The sequence below is a fragment of the Paenibacillus sanfengchensis genome, from assembly GCF_036864765.1.
GTDB classification, from domain to species: Bacteria; Bacillota; Bacilli; order Paenibacillales; family Paenibacillaceae; genus Fontibacillus; species Fontibacillus sanfengchensis.
Genome location: NZ_JBAGJC010000006.1, coordinates 26472 through 47494, shown reverse-complemented (window position 1 = coordinate 47494; position 21023 = coordinate 26472). Strand labels below are relative to the sequence as shown.

Annotated in this window: 20 protein-coding genes; 15 read left to right on the top strand and 5 right to left on the bottom strand. The window is 55.3% G+C overall.

From position 1 onward, the window contains the following. The first annotated feature begins 58 nt into the window (after window positions 1-58). The 4 genes from V4U84_RS14575 (at window position 59) to V4U84_RS14560 (ending at window position 3196) form a co-directional block, all read left to right on the top strand. On the top strand, window positions 59-1006 hold the full coding sequence (locus V4U84_RS14575) for an energy-coupling factor ABC transporter ATP-binding protein (RefSeq protein ID WP_334074713.1): 948 nt from the start codon (window positions 59-61) through the stop codon (window positions 1004-1006). 119 nt (window positions 1007-1125) lie between these two features. Further along, the gene (locus V4U84_RS14570; RefSeq protein ID WP_334074712.1) at window positions 1126-2613 is read left to right on the top strand and encodes an MDR family MFS transporter; all 1488 of its coding nucleotides are present in this window, start codon (window positions 1126-1128) and stop codon (window positions 2611-2613) included. A gap of 46 nt (window positions 2614-2659) precedes the next feature. Further along, window positions 2660-3004, top strand: a complete 345-nt coding sequence (locus tag V4U84_RS14565) for a hypothetical protein (RefSeq protein ID WP_334074711.1) — start codon at window positions 2660-2662, stop codon at window positions 3002-3004. 18 nt (window positions 3005-3022) lie between these two features. Next, complete coding sequence (locus V4U84_RS14560) at window positions 3023-3196, top strand: hypothetical protein (RefSeq protein WP_334074710.1); 174 nt, start codon at window positions 3023-3025, stop codon at window positions 3194-3196. Between the two features lie 626 nt (window positions 3197-3822). Here V4U84_RS14560 and V4U84_RS14555 read toward each other — a convergent pair. Then, window positions 3823-4290, bottom strand: a complete 468-nt coding sequence (locus V4U84_RS14555; protein ID WP_334074921.1) for a MarR family winged helix-turn-helix transcriptional regulator — start codon at window positions 4288-4290, stop codon at window positions 3823-3825. A 271-nt stretch (window positions 4291-4561) separates the two neighbouring features. Between V4U84_RS14555 and V4U84_RS14550 the strand changes: the two genes are divergently transcribed. The 3 genes from V4U84_RS14550 to V4U84_RS14540 all read left to right on the top strand — a co-directional run bounded on the left by V4U84_RS14550 (window position 4562) and on the right by V4U84_RS14540 (window position 7907). Further along, the gene (locus V4U84_RS14550; RefSeq protein ID WP_334074709.1) at window positions 4562-5854 is read left to right on the top strand and encodes an MFS transporter; all 1293 of its coding nucleotides are present in this window, start codon (window positions 4562-4564) and stop codon (window positions 5852-5854) included. A gap of 68 nt (window positions 5855-5922) precedes the next feature. After that, the gene (locus V4U84_RS14545) at window positions 5923-6624 is read left to right on the top strand and encodes an ABC transporter ATP-binding protein (RefSeq protein WP_334074708.1); all 702 of its coding nucleotides are present in this window, start codon (window positions 5923-5925) and stop codon (window positions 6622-6624) included. Between the two features lie 14 nt (window positions 6625-6638). After that, the gene (locus V4U84_RS14540) at window positions 6639-7907 is read left to right on the top strand and encodes an ABC transporter permease (protein WP_334074707.1); all 1269 of its coding nucleotides are present in this window, start codon (window positions 6639-6641) and stop codon (window positions 7905-7907) included. On the opposite strand, the gene V4U84_RS14535 is transcribed toward V4U84_RS14540, so the two are convergent. After that, window positions 7904-9184 carry a BaiN/RdsA family NAD(P)/FAD-dependent oxidoreductase gene (locus V4U84_RS14535; protein WP_334074706.1) on the bottom strand — a complete coding sequence of 427 codons (1281 nt, stop codon included), beginning with the start codon at window positions 9182-9184 and terminating at the stop codon, window positions 7904-7906. The two genes, V4U84_RS14540 and V4U84_RS14535, sit on opposite strands and share 4 nt — an antisense overlap. Before the next feature lie 151 nt (window positions 9185-9335). On the opposite strand from V4U84_RS14535, the gene V4U84_RS14530 reads away from it, so the two are divergent. From V4U84_RS14530 to V4U84_RS14505, 6 genes are all read left to right on the top strand, one after another. Then, window positions 9336-11069, top strand: a complete 1734-nt coding sequence (locus V4U84_RS14530) for a two-component system sensor histidine kinase NtrB (protein WP_334074705.1) — start codon at window positions 9336-9338, stop codon at window positions 11067-11069. A 124-nt stretch (window positions 11070-11193) separates the two neighbouring features. Further along, the gene (locus V4U84_RS14525; RefSeq protein ID WP_148455736.1) at window positions 11194-11628 is read left to right on the top strand and encodes a BrxA/BrxB family bacilliredoxin; all 435 of its coding nucleotides are present in this window, start codon (window positions 11194-11196) and stop codon (window positions 11626-11628) included. A 320-nt stretch (window positions 11629-11948) separates the two neighbouring features. Continuing rightward, on the top strand, window positions 11949-12587 hold the full coding sequence (locus V4U84_RS14520) for a YIP1 family protein (RefSeq protein WP_334074704.1): 639 nt from the start codon (window positions 11949-11951) through the stop codon (window positions 12585-12587). Window positions 12588-12611: 24 nt separating this feature from the next. Continuing rightward, window positions 12612-13679 carry an efflux RND transporter periplasmic adaptor subunit gene (locus tag V4U84_RS14515; RefSeq protein ID WP_334074703.1) on the top strand — a complete coding sequence of 356 codons (1068 nt, stop codon included), beginning with the start codon at window positions 12612-12614 and terminating at the stop codon, window positions 13677-13679. Beyond that, window positions 13676-14365, top strand: coding sequence for an ABC transporter ATP-binding protein (locus V4U84_RS14510; RefSeq protein WP_334074702.1), 690 nt, complete (start codon window positions 13676-13678; stop codon window positions 14363-14365). The genes V4U84_RS14515 and V4U84_RS14510 overlap by 4 nt, the downstream gene beginning before the upstream one ends. After that, complete coding sequence (locus V4U84_RS14505; protein WP_334074701.1) at window positions 14362-15564, top strand: ABC transporter permease; 1203 nt, start codon at window positions 14362-14364, stop codon at window positions 15562-15564. The genes V4U84_RS14510 and V4U84_RS14505 overlap by 4 nt, the downstream gene beginning before the upstream one ends. Before the next feature lie 363 nt (window positions 15565-15927). Here V4U84_RS14505 and V4U84_RS14500 read toward each other — a convergent pair whose 3' ends face one another. Next, window positions 15928-16833, bottom strand: a complete 906-nt coding sequence (locus tag V4U84_RS14500) for an AraC family transcriptional regulator (RefSeq protein WP_334077434.1) — start codon at window positions 16831-16833, stop codon at window positions 15928-15930. A 60-nt stretch (window positions 16834-16893) separates the two neighbouring features. After that, window positions 16894-17760, bottom strand: coding sequence for an alpha/beta hydrolase family protein (locus V4U84_RS14495; protein WP_334077433.1), 867 nt, complete (start codon window positions 17758-17760; stop codon window positions 16894-16896). 210 nt (window positions 17761-17970) lie between these two features. Here V4U84_RS14495 and acpS point away from each other — a divergent pair, with 210 nt between their 5' ends. Together acpS and mutY are read left to right on the top strand one after the other, a co-directional pair. Next, entirely contained in the window at window positions 17971-18360 is a 390-nt protein-coding gene (acpS, locus tag V4U84_RS14490) for a holo-ACP synthase (protein ID WP_334077432.1), read from the top strand. Window positions 18361-18372: 12 nt separating this feature from the next. Beyond that, window positions 18373-19650 carry an A/G-specific adenine glycosylase gene (gene mutY, locus V4U84_RS14485; protein ID WP_334074697.1) on the top strand — a complete coding sequence of 426 codons (1278 nt, stop codon included), beginning with the start codon at window positions 18373-18375 and terminating at the stop codon, window positions 19648-19650. 666 nt (window positions 19651-20316) lie between these two features. Here the strand turns inward: mutY and V4U84_RS14480 are convergent. Next, the gene (locus V4U84_RS14480; protein ID WP_334074696.1) at window positions 20317-20538 is read right to left on the bottom strand and encodes a hypothetical protein; all 222 of its coding nucleotides are present in this window, start codon (window positions 20536-20538) and stop codon (window positions 20317-20319) included. Between the last annotated feature and the right edge of the window lie 485 nt (window positions 20539-21023).

Below are 21023 nucleotides of genomic sequence, written 5' to 3'. Positions count from 1 at the left end.
GGTGCGGCGGCGTCTGCTGGCGCTGCTGCGCCGCCTTCACCAGGAGGGCCGGACCCTGGTGACGGTGACGGGGCGGCTCGACGAGCTCGCCCTGGCCGCGCCGCGGCTGGTTGTGCTCGATGCCGGGCGCGTCGCGCTCGACGGGCCGGCCGCGCCGCTGCTGCGCGAGCACCGGGGGCGGCTCGCGGAGCTGGGCCTGCTGCCGGCGGAGACGCGGGTCTCCGCGGCGGCCGCGCCCGGCGGCGGGCCCGATGCCGCGGCCTTGCACGCGGCATGTGCAGCCGGCGGCCCGCCGCTGCTCGAGATCCGCGGCCTTTCCTTCGCCTATGGCGAAGGAAAAAGGGCCGCCCGGCGGCGGCGCGGCGCTCTCCCTGCAGGGCCTTGCGTCCTGCGGGACATTTCAATGCGGATATGCCCGGGGGAATGGCATATCCTGCGGGGGAAGAACGGGTCCGGCAAGACCACGTTATCCCGGATTATTCTGGGACTGCTCCCGGCTCCCGCCGGAGCCGTCTTTTGGCAAGGGCGGGATGCTTCCCGCTTGTCCGTCTACGATCTGGCCGCCGAAATCGGCTATGTGTTCCAGCATCCGGAGCAGCAGTTCGTCGCCGCGACGGTGCTGGACGAGCTGCTGTACGGACCGCGCCGCGCGCTAAGGCTCCGGACGAAGGAGCCTACGCCCGAGCCGCTCCTGCGGCAGGCGGCCAAGCTGCTGCGGCAGGTCGGCCTTGAAGGCCGGGAAAGCGAGTCGCCGTATGTGCTGAGCGGCGGGGAGAAGCGCCTGCTCAGCGCGGCCGCGGGGTTGATGTCCGGCAAGCGGCTGATCGTTCTGGACGAGCCGACGGCAGGGACCGATTACGCCGGGGCCCGGCTGCTTTCGCGTTTGTGCAGGGAGGCGGTGGCCCAGGGAACGGCGATTTTGATGATCACCCATGAGCCGGAGTTTTTTGCCGGGGAACCGACCTGCATTTGGACGATGGAGCAGGGGCGTTTGCGGGAATATTAATGAAGCGGGCGGCAGAACCGGAGCGTTTGTCCGGGACATGCTGCCTTTCTTTTTATTAAGGCTTCCTTTATAATAGTACTCTTGTGAAAACCCGAACGGGAGAGAAAGGAAGTTTTGTTGTGGTTACCGACTTAAAAAGAAAGTATATTTTGATCGGATTGCTGCTGTCCACGTTTTTGGCCGCGATCGAAGGGACGGTCATCGGCCCGGCCGGCCCCCGGATCGTCGGCGATCTGGGCGGGGTCGAACTGCTCAGTTGGGTATTTACCGCTTACCTGCTGACGATGGCCGTATCGACGCCGATCTTCGGCAAAATCAGCGACCTGTACGGACGAAAACCGGTATTTGTGATCGGATCGGTGCTGTTTTTGCTGGGTTCCGTGCTGTCCGGCATTTCCCAAAGCATGGAGCAGCTGATTTTTTACCGGGCGATCCAGGGGATCGGGGCCGGCGCTTTGACGCCGGTGACCTTTACGATTATCGGCGATATTTACTCGATGGAAGAGCGGGCCAAGGTGCAGGGCTGGATTAGCTCGGTGTGGGGCATCTCGTCGCTCGTCGGGCCGCTCCTGGGCGGTTATTTCGTCGATTCCCTGAATTGGCGCTGGGTGTTCGGATTTAATGTTCCGTTCGGTCTGGTGTCTGTAATTTTTATCATTAAATATTTGAAGGAACAGCGGGAGCCGCGCAAAGTCAAAATCGACTATGCGGGCGCGCTTACGTTTACGGTCGGGGTCACGGCGCTCTTGTTCAGCCTGGCCACGGGCGGCCAGCAATTTGCCTGGAACTCGCCGCTTCTGATCGGACTGCTGGTCGTGGCGGGGATTTCGCTGATTCTCTTTTTCATCATTGAAAAACGCGCTGAAGAGCCGCTAGTTCCTTTAAAGCTGTTTCGGATCCGGGATATTGCCTATTCCAATGTAGCGAGCTTTCTGGCCAGCGCTCTGCTGATCGGGTTGACCTCTTACCTGCCTTTGTGGGTACAGGGGGTTCTCGGGGAAAACGCCACGATCTCGGGGCTGGTGCTGGCGCCGATGTCGATCAGCTGGATGTTGGGTTCCGTGCTCGGCTCCCGTTGGATCATCAGCCGGGGCTCGCGGATGACCTCGTTGATCGGCATGTTCATTATCGCCCTGGGGGCCGTAGGGATGGCTTTGATCCACGACAACACGCCGATTTACGTCATGTTGATATTCAACGCACTGTATGGGCTCGGCTTCGGATTCTCGTTTTCCGTATTTACCATTATTGCGCAATCATCCGTCAACTACGATCTGCGGGGAGCCTCCAATGCGCTCAACTCGTTCGTTCGCTCGATCGGCCAGACGATCGCCGTTACGGTGTTCGGAACGCTGATCAACCTCGGCATCGTGGCGAGAACTTCAGGCGGGACGGCCTCGGGGATCCCGGTGAGCCAGGAGGACATCAACAACCTGCTGTCGCCGGAAAAAGTTCATCTGCTGCCCAAAGATCTGTGGAGCGAGCTGAAGCATGTTCTTGGCGGGAGCTTGCATGTGCTTTTCATCATCATGGCCATCATCGCCGTGTTCGGCGTGGTCTCGACCCTCGGATTGCGGAGCAAAGCGCCGGAACCCGAAGAGGTATAAAACCCTGCCCTCCTCCGCACCATAACGGGAAAGGGGAGGTGTTAGCATGAATGAGGAATTGACCCTGGACCAAAGCTCGCTTGTCCATGCCTGGCGGCGGCAACTGCCGGAATATTTGAACCCGGGAGATTCGGCCCGGGTGGAGGCGGACCTCGGGAACCCGCAAGGGCTGCGGATTCATATCGATGCGGCGGGACGGCAGTTTTACTCTTTTGATTTTGAATGTTCTTACATGGACCAACGTGAGGTCCGCGTGGAATTGGTCGATGTGGAGAAGGACGGGCAGACCGTCAATGAGCGGAACGAAAAAATCCAGGAGATGACTTCGGACTATGTCCGTCATCTTCATGAATGTGCGCAAGCTCTCCAACGGCTCACCAAATCGACATAGGAAAGCGAGGACAGCCGAATGACGCGTGTCAAAGGATCCGCCGACAAGAATTTGAGCAATGTCGTTCAGGATTTGGACCGCTCCCCGGTCAACAGCCAGGAAGCGCAGCAGATGCAGCAGGATATTAACGACCAGAAGCATGCGGATGCCCGCCATCATCACAAGGCCAAAGATATGGATCCTACTCACTAAGCGGATATCGGATTACAACACAGGCTGCCCCAAGGGGCGGCCTGTTTTTTGTCCGCAGCTGCACTATATAAGATGAACTATTGATTTGCATGTAAGGCAGCCGTGTGAAATGTTCTTCCGATCGCTGTTGCTCCCAGATTTCTTAATTAAATTTATTAAGGTAGAAATCCAGTCACAAAGGCAAGCGCTACGCTTCTCCAGAATCATTTCACACTCTTGCCGATTGCTAATTCTTTAGTTCAACTTATATAGCGTTGTATTAAGCAATTTAATCAGAAGCAAGTTTGTCAGCGGCCAGCTCCTCTTTAAAAGTAGGGCAAGTGAATAAGGGCCTTAAACGGCGCAGCTGTGAATTCCTGCAAAACTGCAGGCTTTTTCGCCGGATAAGGCCGATAGTTAAAAATTCCTGCAAAACTGCAGGTTTTTATTCCTAAAATCCCCTTACCCCCTGAATCCGAGAAAATTCCTGCACTTTCGCATCTTTTTTAAATCATGTCCCTCCGACTGGCCGAAATTCCTGCAGATTTGCATCTTTCCTACAGCCCTGCCCGCTTGACGCCAGGCACAAAAAAATTGCGCCCCAACAAGGAGTGTTCTCCTCGGTTGAAGCGCAATTGTCGATTTCCTTACTTGCGGGGGAGCGGGGCTAATTTTTCCGCTTCGCGGCCCATTTTTTTCAACAATTCGATCATGATCTGCTTCTCTTCTTCATTCAAACCGCTGAGCGCATGGTCGATCCGTTCCGAAAACTCCGGATACAGCTGGTCCATCATTTCCCGACCTTTCGGCGTCAGCTCCGCGAATATAACGCGGCGGTCCCGCGGGCAAGGCGTGCGGTGCAAGTACCCGGCCGACTCGAGCTTGTCGATGACGTAAGTGACATTTCCGCTTTGCAGGAGCAGCTTGGCGCCGATTTGCTGAATCGGCTGGGCTCCTTTGTAATAAAGCACTTCCAGTACGGCAAAAGCCGTCGGATTAAACCCTTGGATTTTACTTCCCGTTACGGCATGTTCATTGACGCTTTTGAACGATTTGGCAAAGACCCGGTAGAGATGCAAAGACAAATCGGTTCCGCGTTCCTCGGTTTTCAACATGTTCATCCCGCCTTATTCTATTTTTTCGAAATATCGAAGTGATTTGAAGTCAGTGTCACTGCTATCTTAGAACACCCGCCGGAATGAAAAAAATATAATTTATCACAATTTGCAGATTTAATTTTTTGTCTAACTGAAGCAAGTCTCCGTCCCGGGACCGAGTAAAATTCATTCCCCAAGAACACCCGTAAATCCGGCGGTCGGAGGAGGGAATATCGCGTCTGTTCTTATATGATAAATCTCGTAAATAAAAGAACAGGTGGGATATGTTATGAAACAACCGCAAGCGCAAACGGGGGCCAAGGGTGGACTCCTGCAAAACAGGGCGTACCTGGCCTTAATGGGATCTCAGCTGATCTCCAATCTGGGGGACTGGCTGCATATTTTGGCCTTGCTGACGATGATCGGATTAAAATGGGAGGCCACGCCGTGGCAAATTACGGCCACCATGCTCTGCATGCTGCTGCCGATGCTCTTGGGAGGCCCGGCCGCCGGCGTGCTGGCCGACCGCCTGGAACGCAAGAAACTGATGATCGTTTCGGACATCGCCCGCTTCTTTGTCGTCCTAGGCCTTGTGTTTGTGACGGAACTCTGGCAGGCCTGGATATTGTTGATCGCCAAGAGCGTATTCGATGTGCTTTTTTCGCCGGCCAAAAACGGAAAGATCAAGGAAGTGGTGGCCCCGGAACATATGGAAAAAGCCGTCTCCTACAGCGCCATCATCGAGCAGGGGAGCAAAATCATCGGGCCCGCGCTCGGCGGTATGCTGACCGCTGCCTTTGGCATCGTCTCCTGTTTTCTGATCGATGCGGCTTCCTTCCTCTTGTCCGCCTTGATTTTGCTCGCCGTTCCCGGTAAAAGGGCGGTAACCGGCACCGCCGCGGGAATGGAAAATCCGGGGGAGAAGCCCGGCTTCTGGGGAGAACTGGCCGAAGGCTTGAAGGCCATCGCCCGCATCCCGCTGGTCGCTTTTGGTCTGCTGATGCTGGCGATGGCCCTCCTGATCCTCCAGGTCGCGGATTCTCAGACGGTCGTATTGTTCCGGGAAATTCCGGGAATGCCGGAAGAAATGCTGGGCTGGTGCATTGCGCTCAGCGGGTTTGGAACCCTGGCGGCCGCAGGCATAAACGGCCTGCTGCGCCGCTGCACGCCCCTTGCGAAGATGGGGACGGGCGGCGTACTGCTCGGGGCTGTTTTTGCCGGAGCGGGATACCTTGCCACAAGCGGCTTGCTCGTCACTGCCGGCCATGCCTGGATGCTGGCCCTATATTTCCTCGCCGGGACCGGAGCCGGTTTAGTCTTCATCCCGTTTCAGGTGACGCTCCAGCAGCGGACGCCGGAATCGCTGACCGGACGGGTGTTCGGGACCGTAACGAGCGTGACTTCCGCCGCCGCTGTCGTGGGGCCGATGTTTGGAGGCTACATCGTTACCGCTTTTGGCCCCGCTCCCGCCTTTATTTTGTCGGGAGGGCTTATGGTCTTGCTGGCCCTTCTTCTTCTCCTCTTCAAATCTCTGATTATGAAGCGGGATCGGACTTCCGCGCAGCAGGCTGCCGGGGCTTGATGATGAAACCTGGCTTCTCCCCGGACGTATAAGTAAAGACATTACATGAAGAAAGAGCGGGGAAAAGCATGGAGCCATTGTTGCGGGTAGAAATTGAGGAAGCCGGTTACGAGGCGGGCAACCCAAAAATCGAGCAAGTGTCCCTGGAGGTACGGCCCGGGAAATTGACCGGGCTGATCGGGCCGAACGGGGCGGGAAAAAGTACGACGTTGAAAGCGATCCTCGGTCTGATCCCCGAGATTAAGGCTAATGTACAGTTTGCCGCCGGACACGGCAAATACGCTTATGTGCCGGAGCATCCGGTTTTTTATGACACGTTGACACTCTGGGAACATCTGAGCCTGGCGGCCGCGGTTTACGGGATGGATAAAGCGGAATTCGAGCGAAGCGGCAGCGAACTGCTTGAGAAATTCAGGATGACCGGTGTGCGGAACCAATTGCCGGGGGGATTTTCCAAAGGGATGCGGCAGAAGATGATGCTGATGATCGGTTTTTTGCTGAAACCGGAGGTTTATATCGTCGATGAACCCTTTATCGGGCTGGATCCAAGAGCGACGAAGGATTTTCTCGGCCTGCTGGAGGAGGAGCGGAGCAGAGGGGCCGGAGTATTGATGTGCACGCATGTTCTCGATACGGCCGAACGGATCTGCGACGACTTCATCCTGATGTCCGAGGGCAGAGTGGCCGCCAAGGGGATGCTGCAGGATATCCGCCTTGCCGCCGGACTGCCGGACGCTCCTTTATTCGACTGCTTCGATGTGCTGACGTGAGGGGGAAGGCGCCGATGATTGAGATTACTTCACAAATGACGGTAAGGCGCTTGTTTCTTCGCAGGTGGGCGGATCATTGGAGGAAACAGATCGCCATGCTTTGGTCCGTGTTTGACGGCATCGTCCTGCTGTATATCGGAATCCCGGGTTTGCTTCTGTTCGGGCGGGTTTATTACGGCCTATGGCGTGAAGCGCTGCCCGCCTGGCTCCTCCAGCTTCCTTTTAACGTATTGCCTGCTTATTTGCTGCTGGTCATCTATGCAACGGGAGGCCTGGTTCTTTTCATTGAAGCGGCGGATGTGCTCTTCCTGAAGCAGCGCCCGGAATGGATCCGCGGAGTGATGCGGAGAGGCGCCTGGGCCGGATTGATTGTCCATTTCGCGACGATCGGGGCGGCGCTGGCCTTGATCGCTCCCGTACTCGTCCGGGTCCATGGCCTGGAGACGCGGGAGATCTTCCATATTTTTGCCGTCGCCTGCGGGGTAAAAGCCGTTCATTTGTTCCTGCAGAACCTGATTCAGATAAAATGGACAGGTTGGCGGCGCATCGTCTGCAGCTCGGCTGCGTTTACTCTGCTCGGCGCAGGCTTTGCTTCTTGGCTGGTTATGGGGGCGGGGAACGCGTTTGTCTCTGCTGCGGTGCTCGCCTCCTGCGTTCTGCTGACCGTTCTTCTTGCCGAAACGCGCTTTCGCCTCCATGGCAGATTCGAGGCGGAGGTGCGGGAGGATGAGCGCCGGAGAACGGTGCTCACAGGTCTGCTGCTGGCGGGAGCCATGGACAGGCCGCCCGCGGTCCGTTCCCGGCCTTGGCTGTTCCGCCGGGGAGGGCGGTTGCTGCGCAAGAACCGGCCGGAAGCCGTGATCGCCGAATCGATCTTCAAAGCCTTTTTCCGGGGGCCGGAATGGAGGCTGTATGCGCAATTCGTCTTGTACGGCAGCGCGGCGGTCTGGTTTCCGTCCTACCCGGTCAACCTGATCGTATACGGCGCTCTGCTGCTGCTGTTCGCCTATTGGCTGAACGGCCACCGGCAGGCGTTCTTCGCCAAGGGGCTGATGCCTTTGCTGCCGCTGCCCGAAGAAACGGAGTACAAGGCTGCTCCGCTCTCCCTGCGGCTGCTTCTTTATCCTGGGACGGTGCTGCTTACTTGCGTGCTGTGCGCCTCTCTGTTTCACGACTGGTGGGGCGTCATCGCCGGGATTCCGGCAGCCCTGATCCTGGCCCGGGCCGCCGCCTCGTTGTCGGCGCTGTTCACGCTCGGCCGGCGGCGGAGGTCCGGCAGCTAATCCTGCCGCTCTCCAAGTGCGGACAAGCCGGCATGGTGGCCGGCCGTATAGCCGGTGGCAAAGGCCGCGGTGATATTATACCCCCCGGTGTACCCGTGGATGTCCAATACCTCGCCGCAAAAAAACAGCCCCGGCATCAGTTTCGATTCCATCGATTTCGGATGAATCTCCTTCAGGTGTACGCCCCCGCCGGTGACGAACGCTTCTTCAAACGGACGGGTCCCCGTCACCCGGATCTGAAAGTTCAGCGCCGTCGCCACAAACGCCGTCCAAGGTTCCCTAGGGAGATGTTCATACGTCGTATCGCCGGCGAGTCCGGCCCTTTCGAACAATAGCGGAAGCAGGCGCTCGGGGATTGTGCTTTTCAGCACGTTCTTCAGCGCCTTTTTCGGCTCGGCCGCGGCCAGCCGGCGCAGATGCTCATCCAGACTTCCCGCGGATTTGTCGGGAAAAAGGTTCAGCGCCATCGTTACTTCAGCGACGCCGTGTTTCTTTTTGACGCCGCGGATAAACCCGCTGCATCTGAGAGCGATCGGGCCCGATAGCCCGAAGTGGGTGAAGATCATATCCCCCCGGTGAGACACGACGGTTTTGCCTTTCGGGTCAAGCACGGACAGTTTGACATCGCGAAGGGAAAGTCCCTGCAGCTCCCGGCTGGCGATGAACGGCTCCTTGGATACCAGAGGCACCTCGGTCGGGTACAGCTCGGTAATCGTGTGGCCGGCCGCCTGGGCCCAAGGGTATCCGTCCCCGGTGGAACCCGTATGCGGCACCGATTTGCCACCGGTCGCCACGATAACTGATTTGGCGCCGAACCGCTCTCCGTTTGCCAGCTTCACGCCCTCGACTCCTTCCGGTCCGTACACCAGTTCCTGAACGGGATGATGCGTCAACAATTGAACGCCCATTGTTCTGGCCTTGCCGACCAGGGCGTCGACGACCGTTTTGGCTTTGTCGGACACCGGAAACATTCTTCCGTTATCCTCCTCTTTTAAAGCGATCCCAAGTTTTTCGAAAAAAACGATAATATCCCGGTTGCTGAACATAGAGAATGCGCTATGAAGAAATCGGCCTCCGCCGGGGATATAGGTGATCAGATCATCGATCTCTTTGGCGTTGGTCACATTGCAGCGTCCTCCGCCGGATATCCCCAGCTTCCGCCCCAGCTTGTCCCCTTTATCGAGCAAAGCCGTCCGAGCTCCTTGCTCCGCGGCGGCAATCGAGGCCATAAGGCCCGAAGGTCCGCCTCCGATCACGATCACATCGTAACTTTTCATGGTTGTAAACTCCTTCGCGTGGATAATTATTTGTACTTTTTCTACAAAAAAGAACTTTATAAGCTCTCTAAAACAAGAAATATTGTAAAACTTTGTCGCCTGTGATTTAATCGAGAATGAGAACGATTTCTTCCGCCAGAGGAGGGAGAAGATGGGGGAGATAAAGGAAATTTTGCTGCAGATGCTGATCGCCGGTTTGCCGGCCTTTTTGTTCCCGCTGACCTATGGGATGAAAGGCACGTCCCCGGGCGATGCGGAGGGAGAAATCCGCAAGTATCCCTATGCCGCCGAACTTCTGTTCACTTGTACGTTAAGTATGCTGCTATGCCTGATTTTTTCCACCCGATTATGGGGCGATATACCGCTCAACTATGGAATTCTTCCGTTGTTCGCCTTGATGTTTTACGGCAGGCTGCGCGACGGGGTGGCTTTGGGATTGCTTCAGTTGATTCTGTATCCTTTATTTGCATTAAACTTCGCTTTACCGGATTTAATTTTAGAGACAGGCGTCCTTCTCTACCCTTTGGTTCTCTTAAGCTCGAATCGCTTTAACAAGACCGACCGACGCGGAAAGATCGCTATGCTCTCCTTTTTTTTCGTCGCCGGCGAAGTGATGATCACATCGTCGCCGTTCATCAGCGGAGCGGAGACGTTTCCGACCGATCCGTTTTCCTTGTCGGCTGCCTTGATGAACATCCTGGCAACGCTGTTGATCGGGGTTTTATTTGTATACATGATCGAACATACGCTTGAAAAAGAAAAGCTGCGTCTTCAGGTTCTCCAGTTGTCCCGCAGTTATTTCAGCGAAGCGGAAAAGCTGCAGCAAAGCCTGGATGCCGCTCCGCTCAGCATTATTCTGCTCGACCGCCAGGGAGATATTATGGCGGTCAATGAATCTTTCCTTCAATTGTACCGTTGGCGCCATCCCGGCATAAGCCGCGAAAACCTCGTCAAGCACAAGCTGGACAAGGTGCTGTCCGACATCCGGTTTGAGATGCTGCTTCCCCGGGCGGTCCAGACCTTGAAGGGAAACGAGAAGTCCAGCGAACTGCTGCAAAGCGGGGATCAAATCTATTTTACCAGTACGGCCCCGATCAAAAAAGGCAGTACCAATGAAACGATCGGAGCCGTTTTGATCATTCAGGACATTACGGAGCTCGAGACGTTTCGCAAGGAACTGAATCATGTCGAGCGGTTAAGCCTTGTCGGACAGATGGCGGCGGGAATCACCCATGAAATCCGCAATCCCATGGCTGTGGTCCGCGGATTTCTGCAGTTGATGCGGGAGAAGAGCCCTTCGTCGCTGGACCATTATTACCGGATCGTGATGGAGGAGCTGGATCGGGCCAACAGTATTATTAACGACTTTTTGGCGCTCGCCCAGAACCGCCCGGTACAGATGGAGCTCTGCGATCTTCACGATATTATCCGGGAATTGACCCCGCTGCTTTGGGCGGACGCCAATCTCAGGGGGCAAAGCATCGAAGTCAAGCTGGATGAAGCCGTGCCCCGGCTTATGCTGAATCCGAAGGAGATCAAGCAGCTCATTCTGAATTTGGGACGGAACGGAATGGAAGCAATGCCGGAGAAGGGCCAGCTTATGCTCGAAACCCGGTGTGTCGCCGATGGCGTCGCTCTGTATGTCAGAGATACGGGGCCGGGCATCCCGCCGGCTCAGCAGGAACGGCTGTTTGAGCCGTTCTTCACCACCAAGGCGCAGGGAACGGGGCTCGGCCTTTCCTTATGCCTAAGCATCATGGAACGCCACAGCGGCAAAATCAGCGTGCAGTCGGAGGAAGGGAAAGGGACGACGTTTACCGTCCTGTTTCCTTTTAACGAACGTTTGCACGAATCCCAAGGCGAAATTCCGGTTGCCGCGGAATAATGAAATTCCCGATTCATTTGCTTTCTTTTTTCTTATGAATGTATAATTGAAGATAGTGTGAACGCCGAGACATAACCGTTTCCGCCGCAAGCCAAGTTTCTAAACATAAGGAGTGAGACAACCGATGTCCATGTCATTTGATCAATATATGAGAGACATGATTCAACCGATGCGCGATGAGTTAACTTCCCTCGGGATTCAGGAACTGCGCACGCCCGAGGAAGTGGAGAACGCTCTGCCGACGGCTAAAGGCACGGCGCTTGTCGTTGTCAATTCAGTATGCGGATGCGCCGCAGGCCAATGCCGTCCTGGCGTTGCCAAAGCACTGCAGCACGATTTGACGCCGGATCATCTTTATACCGTCTTTGCCGGTCAGGATAAGGAAGCTACGGCCAAGGCACGCGAGTATTTTGCGCCTTATCCGCCCTCCTCGCCGTCGATCGCCCTGATGAAGGACGGAGAGCTCGTTCATTTTATTGAGCGTCATCAAATTGAGGATCGTTCCGCCGAGGAAATCGCCGCGGATTTGACCAGCGCTTTTGACCGCTTTTGCCGTTAATTCTTGATGAAGCTAATTTAGTTTGTGACCAAACGTCCCTGCCGGTTCGAGATATTCATACCGGCAGGGGCGTTTTACATATTTACTTTAGGTAAGAGGTTCATAAGCGCAGTCTCATCCCGGGGAATCGGACAGGCTACAACATGAATGGGCAGCCCTTGGAGGCAGTCCTTTTTTTGTAGCCGAATGCCTGGAATTCGGGAATACGACAAAAGTTTAGTGAATCTTTCCACATGTAAAGGCGTATAAATAGTGACTGCTTGTTTTTTTACATAGTTGCAGAGAGGGTTTAAGATTGAAAAATTGGGAGGGAGATCAGTTTGAAAAACTTGTTCACCATTTTTGTAGCTCCGGAGGCTACATTCCAGAGGGCCCGGGAGAGTAAAACGGCCTGGATTCTTCCGTTTGTCCTGCTGGTTGTTTTATCGGCAGTGGTGATTTATTTGCAGCTTCCGGCGATGGAGGCCACGATGTATGAAAGTCTGCGCAAGACTACGCAATTGGACCCGAGTACATACGATGCTTTTATTGCGGGCACCAAAGTCACGTCGCTGATCATGGCTCCGATTAGCGCGGCCGCGAGCGTATTTATCATTGCGCTGTTGTTTATGTTGTTGAATCTGATCGTTCGCGGAGAGGCCAAATTTATGCAGTTGGTAACGGCCGCCTCCTTTTCGGTTCTGCCGGGCTTGCTGGGCGGATTGATTACGGGAATCATGTTGATGGCGACGGGCGCACAGTCGACCACGGCGTTCAGCCTCAGTCTCGCCGTTTTTGTTACGGATAAAACGAGCAAGCTGTACTATCTTTTGTCACTGGCGAACCCGTTCGTTATCTGGGGACTTTTCCTTTACGTCGTCGGGGCTTCGGTCATGATGAAACGTCCGCGGAAAAAGGTGGGTATCTGGATTGTCGCCGCTTGGCTGGTATTTTCGCTAGGTTCGCTGCTGCTCGTTTAATCGACCAAGATAACAGGATAGGTGATGGAAGTGTCGAAAAGAAAATGGATCATCGGAGTATTGCTGGGGATTGTCGTCATAGGTCTGGTCGGTGTAAATCTCGTAAATATGAACCGCGCGCTCGTCGTTAAAACCGCGGAGGTCACCGAAGGGGAAATCATCGAGGAGATTTACACGAACGGCAAGCTGGAACCGGAGAAGACGACCAAGCTCTACTCCCCGGTGAGCGGTATTGTCGGGGAACTTCGAATCAAGGCGGGGGATACCGTGAGCAAAGGGCAGGTGCTGCTGACGCTCAAGCAGGACGGCATTCGGGAGCAATTGGCCAAGGAGCGCCTAAGTCTGGAACAAGCCGAATCGGAGCGGCTTCAGGCTAAGAAACAGCACTTCGAAGCTTTCAAGAAATCGGTGAGCGAAGATCCCAACCAAGACGTTGAGGAGTTGGATCTCACCTCGTTCGATTTGCGCATCAAGAGCAGCAAGCTGACGATCGCTTCCCTGGAGGACAAGCTGGCGAACAGCGCAGTTTATGCTCCGGCGGACGGCGTGATCACCACCCTGACGGCGGATGCCGGGCAAATGATCGCGGAGGGGGGCGAGATCGCCCAAATCTCGGATCTCTCCGGCTTCAAGGTCCGTGCCAATTTGAACGAACTGGATGCCGGAAAAGCGGCGGTGGGCATGAAGGCGGTTGTTACCGGCGAATCGATATCCGGCACTTATGAGGGCGTCGTGGACTATTTGGCGCCGACCGCCAAAATCGTGGAAGCGACGTCCAAGGACGCCACCGTGGAGATGACGGTGCGTTTATCGAGCAAAGCCGCCGAACTCCGGCCCGGGTATGGCGTGACGGTGGCGATGAAAATTCCGGACAAGCCCCGGCTGCTCGCCCAGATCAGCGCGGTGCAACACGAAGGCGACCAGGCTTACGTCTTCACAGTGCAGGGCGGCAAGGCGGTGAAGGTTCCCGTTCAGACCGGCAAGGAAGGCGATGAGCAGATCGAGATCACAAAGGGCGTAGCCAAGGGAGATCCGGTGGTCGTGGAAGGCTTGGAATCGCTGAAGGACGGCGATAAGGTGACTGTACAATGATTACGCTCAAGGATATCACCAAAGTTTATAAGAATGGACCGCTGGAAGTCGAAGCACTGAGCAAGATCAGTCTGCAGGTGGACCGCGGGGACTTCGTAGCGATCATGGGGACCTCCGGCTCGGGGAAATCGACCTTGATGAACATTATCGGCTGTCTCGATGTGCCGACCTCGGGCAGCTATATTTTGGACGGAGAAGAGGTACATACCCTGAATGAGGATGACTTGGCCCGGGTCCGGAACAGGAAGATCGGTTTCGTATTTCAGAGCTTTAACCTTCTCGGGAGGCAAACGGTGCTGCAAAATGTGACGCTGCCGATGATGTACGCCGGCATTCCCCGGGAGAAGCGCCAGGTACGGGCGCTGGAGCTGCTGGAAAAGGTCGGCCTGAAGGAAAGGGTCAAACACCGTCCGACCGAGCTGTCCGGGGGACAAAAGCAGCGGGTGGCCATTGCCAGAGCGCTGACGATGGAAGCCCCGATCCTGCTGGCGGACGAGCCGACCGGGAATCTGGATACGAAATCTTCCCACGAGATTATGGCTTTGTTCAAGGAGATCCACCGGGAAGGGACGACGATCGTCCTTGTCACGCACGAGCCGGATATTGCGGAGCACGCGGATCGCGTGCTGCTGTTCGGAGACGGCAAACTGCTGAAGGATACCCGTAAAGGAAGTGACCGCCCGTGAGCATTTGGGAGAGCATCCTGGTCGCTCTGGATAATCTGCGAATGAACAAGCTTCGCTCTTTTCTGACGATGATCGGGATTGTGTTCGGGGTTGCCGCGGTGGTGACCGTCGTCTCAATCGGCCAGGCGGGGCAGACTTCCATTATCTCAATGGTATCCAACTATGAGGAAGGGTACTTTTCCATCTATCCGAATTACAGCGACGAGAGCAATCTGGAGAAAGCGGAGTTCCGTCAGCGCGATATGGCGGAAATCCGCAAACTCTCGGGGATTCGCTACGTTTCGTCTTCGCTGGGCTACGGTTCGACGACCAAGCTGAAGCAGGAGAAGTTCCAGTTCAATGTCACGATGACGACTTCGGTCATGCCGAAAATAACAAAGATTGAACTGGAGGCCGGGAGATTCTTTAACGCACAGGAAGAAAGAGGCCGCCAGAAAGTGATGGTGGTTGACTTGAAGTTTGCGGAGAAGGCGTTTGGTTCGGCGAAAGGGGCCGTCGGCCGCAGATTTGTTCTGGGGAATGACAGGTTTCGCATTGTCGGCGTCTACAAGGCGGAGGAGAGTATCATGAGCGGGATGCAGGGAGAAAGCTACTCCGGTTATGCGCCGATTACGGCGATCACTTTCGGCGACGAGAAGACGGATAGCGACCACCTTGGATCGCTGGATATCGTCGCTTCGTCGCCAGACCATATAGATGAAACCATCGACATGCTCAAAAAATGGCTGGCCGACCGTAAAAATGTGGAGCCTGATTCGTACCTGGCCCAAACGGGCAAGGATGCGGAAAAGATGGTGTCCAGCACCTTCTCCATCCTGCAGACGATCATCGGATCAATTGCCGGCATTTCCTTGCTGGTCGGAGGGATCGGCGTCATGAACATCATGCTCGTCTCGGTGACCGAGCGCACGAGGGAAATCGGGATCCGGAAGGCCATTGGGGCCACCCCGGGCACGATCATGCTTCAATTCATGATTGAAGCCGTCATACTTTCATTTTTGGGCGGCACAGTGGGGGCGCTGCTCGGTTTGCTCGCGGCATACGCGTTCGCACTCATATCCGGTTGGCCCTTTGTGGTATCGATTTGGGCGATTTTGCTCGCCTTCGGCTTTTCGGCCGCGGTCGGCATCTTTTTCGGACTTTACCCGGCGAACAAAGCGTCCAAGCTGCACCCGATCGAATCGCTTCGTTACGAATAATAAAACGGAGGGCTTCTTCCGAGGCAGACAGGACTGCTTTCGGGAGAAGCCCTTCTTTGGTTTGTTGAGGGGAGAGGTCGGTGGTATGGGGCGCACCGCGCCGCCCGCGGATCGATTAACGGGAAAAACTCCAGGTAATTGGCCGGTTCGGCCGGTAAATTGAGAATTACCTGGAAAACCTCCAGCTAAAATTGGGCAAAAGGACGGAAACGCGGAGAATCGCCCGGATTAGCAGGAGGAATTCCAGGTAAATGAGACCACGAGGGCCGAACGAGAGGATTTACCTGGAGGAAATCCCGTTAATTTTCGTAAAAAGAAAACCCGCCCCCTTTTATCACGAGGGTCGGGCTTTTCAGAAGCTTTTTAAGCGGATGCGGCGGGCTGAACGGGGATGTAGATGTCGATCCGCTTGCCTTCCTTCGGCCAGCAGCGTTGATCGTACCATTCAAAGTCCGGGCCGTACGCCTGCTCGTAGCCTGAACTTTGGAACCATTCGGCAAAAATTTTGTTCCAGGTTTGCTGAATGGATTCGATGAACTCTTCTTCGTTGGCCGGCGGGGTGGTGAAGATGGCGTACTGGGCTTCGGGCACTCTGTACTCGAACATCCCATCGGGTAGTTGGGTCGTTTCCTCCACTTCAAATCCTATAATATAGTGGAAGGATCCATCCTCCTCATACGCGGTGCAGAGGCCAAGCTCGACATCCGGACGTTTTTTGCCGGGCACGCGCTCCCCTAAACGTTCTTCCATATACTTTTGCCAAAATGCCGGAATATCACGGCTGTTTTCTCCGTCCACGGTGTTTGTTTTAATCGAGTAACCGATAATTCTCATTTCAGGGCAAGTCTCAATCCGATATTCCATAGCATAATCTCCCCATTTCCCATAATTTTGGGCATCGCTACAAAGATCGGCGAACTCGGCTTTGGGATACAAAAACGGAGGCTGACCATGACGTCGGCAGGCTGTCGGTAAAATGCCATACATTCTCCGGAATGCCCTCGTAAAGGCCGCGTGCGAATGAAACCCGCACTCCAGGGCGATATCGAGCAGTTTCGAATCGCTGCCGGCCAACAGCTCGGCGGCTTTGGACAGGCGGCGTTTGCGGATATACGAGGTCACCGTTTCACCGACCACATAGAGAAAGGTACGATGAAAATGGTATTCCGAGTAATGCATGGCCGAAGCCACTCCTTTTAAGGTCAAATCCGCATCGAGCCGCGCCTCGATATATTCGATGCTTTTGCGAATAACATCCATTTGGTTCATGAACTTCCTCCAGACCGGTCTATGGGTTAAGTATAGAGGATAGGAATTTATTAAATTTGATCATTCTTGCTTTCCGGTTAACGGAGTAATGGAGCGTCCCGCGTTCGTCTCCGCAATGAAATCGAGCGTAACCCGCAAAGCGGCTTCCAAGGGTCCAGTTATACCGGTGAAAGGATGCACCGTCCCGAAGGTGTGGTTTCCCCCGGGAATCTGCATCCATGGAATATCGGAGCGGAGCTTGACCAGTTCGGCCGAGCCCTTTCGCAAATGAGCGCCATCCTCCGTGCCTTGAATCAGGATGGGCTTGAATTCCGTGCCGTCCGCCTTGGCCATCCGGCCCAAAAGATCGTAGCGCTCCCGCTGCCGCTCCAAGTCCTCCAAAATGATCATATCGAGAGGCATGCGCTGCCCCGTGCGGCCGTTTACCACATAGCTGCGTCCGTGCTCCCGCATCTCTTTCTTTTGCTCTTCACTGAAAAGGTCGAGGTTCGTGATTCCGTTCCAGGAAATGACGCCGCGAACCTGCCCCGGATGATCCAGCGCATGGATCAGACAAACGCCGGCTCCCCGGCTGTGCCCCAGAAAATATAGCGGGAGTCCGGCGAACATAGGATCAGCCGTCATTGCCGCCGCAAGTGCCTTCAAATCCTTCAATTCCCGGTCATAAGTATTGACGGCAAACTTGCCCAACTCCGTAAACTCGTCCTTGACGTCTCCGATCCCATTATGTGAAAAGTTGAAGGTCACGACTTCATGGAAGCGGCTGAGATACTCGGCTGCGGGAGGAAACATCCCCCAATCCTTAAAACCTTTATAGCCGTGGGCCATGATGACCAGCGAAGTGTCCTCGTTTCGCTCCTGTGCCGGGAACCGGGTACACTGCAGTACATGACCGTCTTCCAGCGGAATTTGAAAATCGGTTGGCATCGCTATCCGTCCTTTCATCCAAAATGTACCTTTCCTGATTATACCATAGGCGAACCGGCGAAGGCCCGAAGTGGCCGCAGAGCGGCGCACGGGGCAGGCACGGGACTGTATGGAAGCCGGGAGAGGACTCGCATCCCGGGAGCTTCCCTGTTACAATGTGATTGGCATACAGATTATTGAATCCATGATGGTGGAAGCGAGGAACTGGCCTTGATTTATGGCATTGGTCATGATGTAGTGGAAATCGGACGCGTGCAGCGCATGCTTGCGGGCACGGCCGGCGAGAAGCTGAAGAGCCGCATTCTCACGCCCGGGGAACTTGCGCTTCCCGGATGCGCGGCGCGGCCCGCGGAGTTTTTGTCCGGGCGGTTCGCGGCGAAAGAAGCGGTGAGTAAAGCGTTCGGCTGCGGCATCGGGAAGGTGCTGGGCTTTGGAGATATGGAAATCCTGCCGGATGCCGGCGGAAAACCGGCTGTGAGGCTTTCGGACGAGGCCTGGCTGCGGCTAGGGTTGTCCGCGGCGGAATACGCCGTCCATCTTAGCATTACGCATGAGCGGCAGCTCGCTTCCGCCTTTGCCGTAGTGGAACGTTTGACTTAAAAGGAGATCATAATGCAAGAAAACATAGAACACACAGAAAGTATAGAAGGCGTGGAAAACAAACAATATTTCGGCACGGAGCTTTTGGGGTGGTACGAACGGTCCAAAAGGGATTTGCCTTGGCGCAGGCATCGGGACCCGTACTATATTTGGGTATCGGAAATCATGCTGCAGCAAACCAGAGTGGATACCGTGATCCCCTATTTTCAGCGGTTTATCGAACGGTTTCCGACGCTCAAGGATTTGGCTGAAGCGCCGGAGGAAGATGTCCTGAAATGCTGGGAAGGGCTCGGCTACTACTCCCGGGCCCGCAATCTGCAGGCGGCCGCTCGCCAGGTCATGGAGCGGCACGGCGGCACGGTGCCGTCCGTCAAGGCGGAGGTCGCCGCCCTTAAAGGCGTCGGACCGTACACGACCGGTGCGATTTTGAGTATCGCCTTCAACCAGCCGGAGCCGGCGGTCGACGGGAATGTGATGCGGGTGCTGTCGCGGTATTTCCTGATCCGGGAGGATATCATGAAGACGGGGACCCGCACGCGGATGGAGGAGCTGGCCGCGAGCCTGATCCCGCGCGGGCGGGCCGCGGATTTCAACCAGGCGCTCATGGAGCTCGGCGCGTTGATCTGCACGCCGAAGTCGCCCCAATGCCTGGTGTGCCCGGTCATGGCCCGCTGTGCCGCGCGCCTGGAAGGCGCGGAGGACGCCTTGCCGGTGAAGAGCAAGGCGAAGCCGCCGCGGCCGGAGTACCGGCTCGTCGCCCTCGTCGAGGGCGACGGGGAGCACGCCGGCCGCGTGCTCGTCCGCCGGCGCCCGGCGTCGGGGCTGCTTGCGCGGATGTGGGAGCTGCCCCACATCCCCGCCGCCGCGGACGCCGGTGAAGGCGCCGGCCTGCCGGACGGGCCGGCGATGGACCGGCTCGCCGTGGCCCTGGCGGCGGCGGGCTTCCCCGCGCAGCCGGAAGGGTTCCTGATGAACGCGGAACATACGTTCAGTCACATCCATTGGAATCTGCGCGTATACCGGTTCTCGGCCGCGGCAGATTCGCCTTTCGGGGCCGCGTATCCGCCGCCCGCATCCGCCGCCAAGGCTGCCGACCTGCCGTTCGTTGCCGAAGCGGGGGCGGCGGTGGAGGATGGGGTGATGTTTCTTCCGCTTGTGCGGACACCACCGACATCCCCGCTCTCATCGCCCGGCGAGCTTGAAGAATATCGCTGGATCAGTAAGGCGGATATGGAAGACCTGGCTTTTCCCAATGTATTTTTGCGGATATTAAGCGGCGTTTTTAACTAAGTAACTTGGCCTCGAAGGTGATTTGGTATGACGTATAATGCCGATTTTACAAGCATAAAACCGCGGTGTGTCGCGGTTTTTTTCTTAGTGTGAGCGTAGCAAGCTTTATGGGATACCTAAAGAGAAAGAACGGCTTAATGTTCTTTCGACAAGCATGTAGACTTGAAGTGTGCTGGTCAGCTCCGTAAATTCGGCCAAGCCCGCGGTCTTTTGGACCCCGGAAGTCCGTTAGAGTTGTCCGGGGGAGCGCTTTGCCCAAGCACGCGGCCTAGCGGGAATTTCTACCGTAAGTTCTACCGTAAGTTCTACCGGACGCTATAGCGGCTATTTCGTCCTTTGAAGGGGAATTGGAAATCTAACGGACGTAGGGGCGGCTATTTTGGCAAAATGAGTCCGTTTTGGCGGGAAGATGCCCCAATAGGCGCTACTGTTTCCGTTAGAATTCTGTAAGAGCTATTTTTCGCGAAATAGCAGCTATTACGTCCTTTAGAGTAACCGTCGAGAGCAACGTACCCAAGCCCGGGCGGGGCCCTAGCGGAACTTCTACCGTAAGTTCTACCGGACGCTATAGCGGCTATTTCGTCCTAATTGGAAATGGGGCGGCGCTCGAATACTCATGATAAGAAAAAAAGCCTGCAGGTTCGCAGGCATTCGCACTCCTTAAGATTACATCATCCGGTTTTCCGTATCTTTCATATGGTTCTGCTGATCGGGCTCATGATGGCTGTCCGCCGAAACTTGCCCTTGGTCGGCTGGAGTATCGCCGCTGACGTTGCGGGCGAAGTTGGTAAATTGTTGCTTCTGCTTGTCCGCCGTATGCTTAGCTTTGAGCAGTTCCTGCGGATCGTTGGTTAACCCGTTTTGCTTGTCGCTGGACTTGTCGGACATGAAGAATCCCTCCTGATCCTGATGGTTTCGCCAGTTCACCTACTAAATGCCAATCAACGAAAAAAAGGTGTTTTGGACGCTGTGTACGGATGGGTATCCCTAGGTATTATGGTGCCAATTGCGGGGAATATGCATCGCGAACAGCAAAGCGTCCTTTTTCCTTCCTTTTCTAACCACTTACCCTTTCCCGGTAAATACAAACGAATTGTAAAATTCAAAACAACATTTTCACATTTGGCATTCAATGTCATTGATAGTATTTTCATTTCCATTAATAGAAAAATATAATTAAAAAAATAATGTAAACGCTTAATATAAAGCGCTTTCAGAAGAAAAATGATGTATTTCGTAGATTTATATGGTTTAATGGACAAGGAAGCAGTATTTTCTCGTTTTTTGTCTTGTTTTAATTATTTGGTTGATGTAAAAATGCATCGCTCTTTTTTACATGAATCTATCATATGCAGAGAAAAGGGAGATCATTG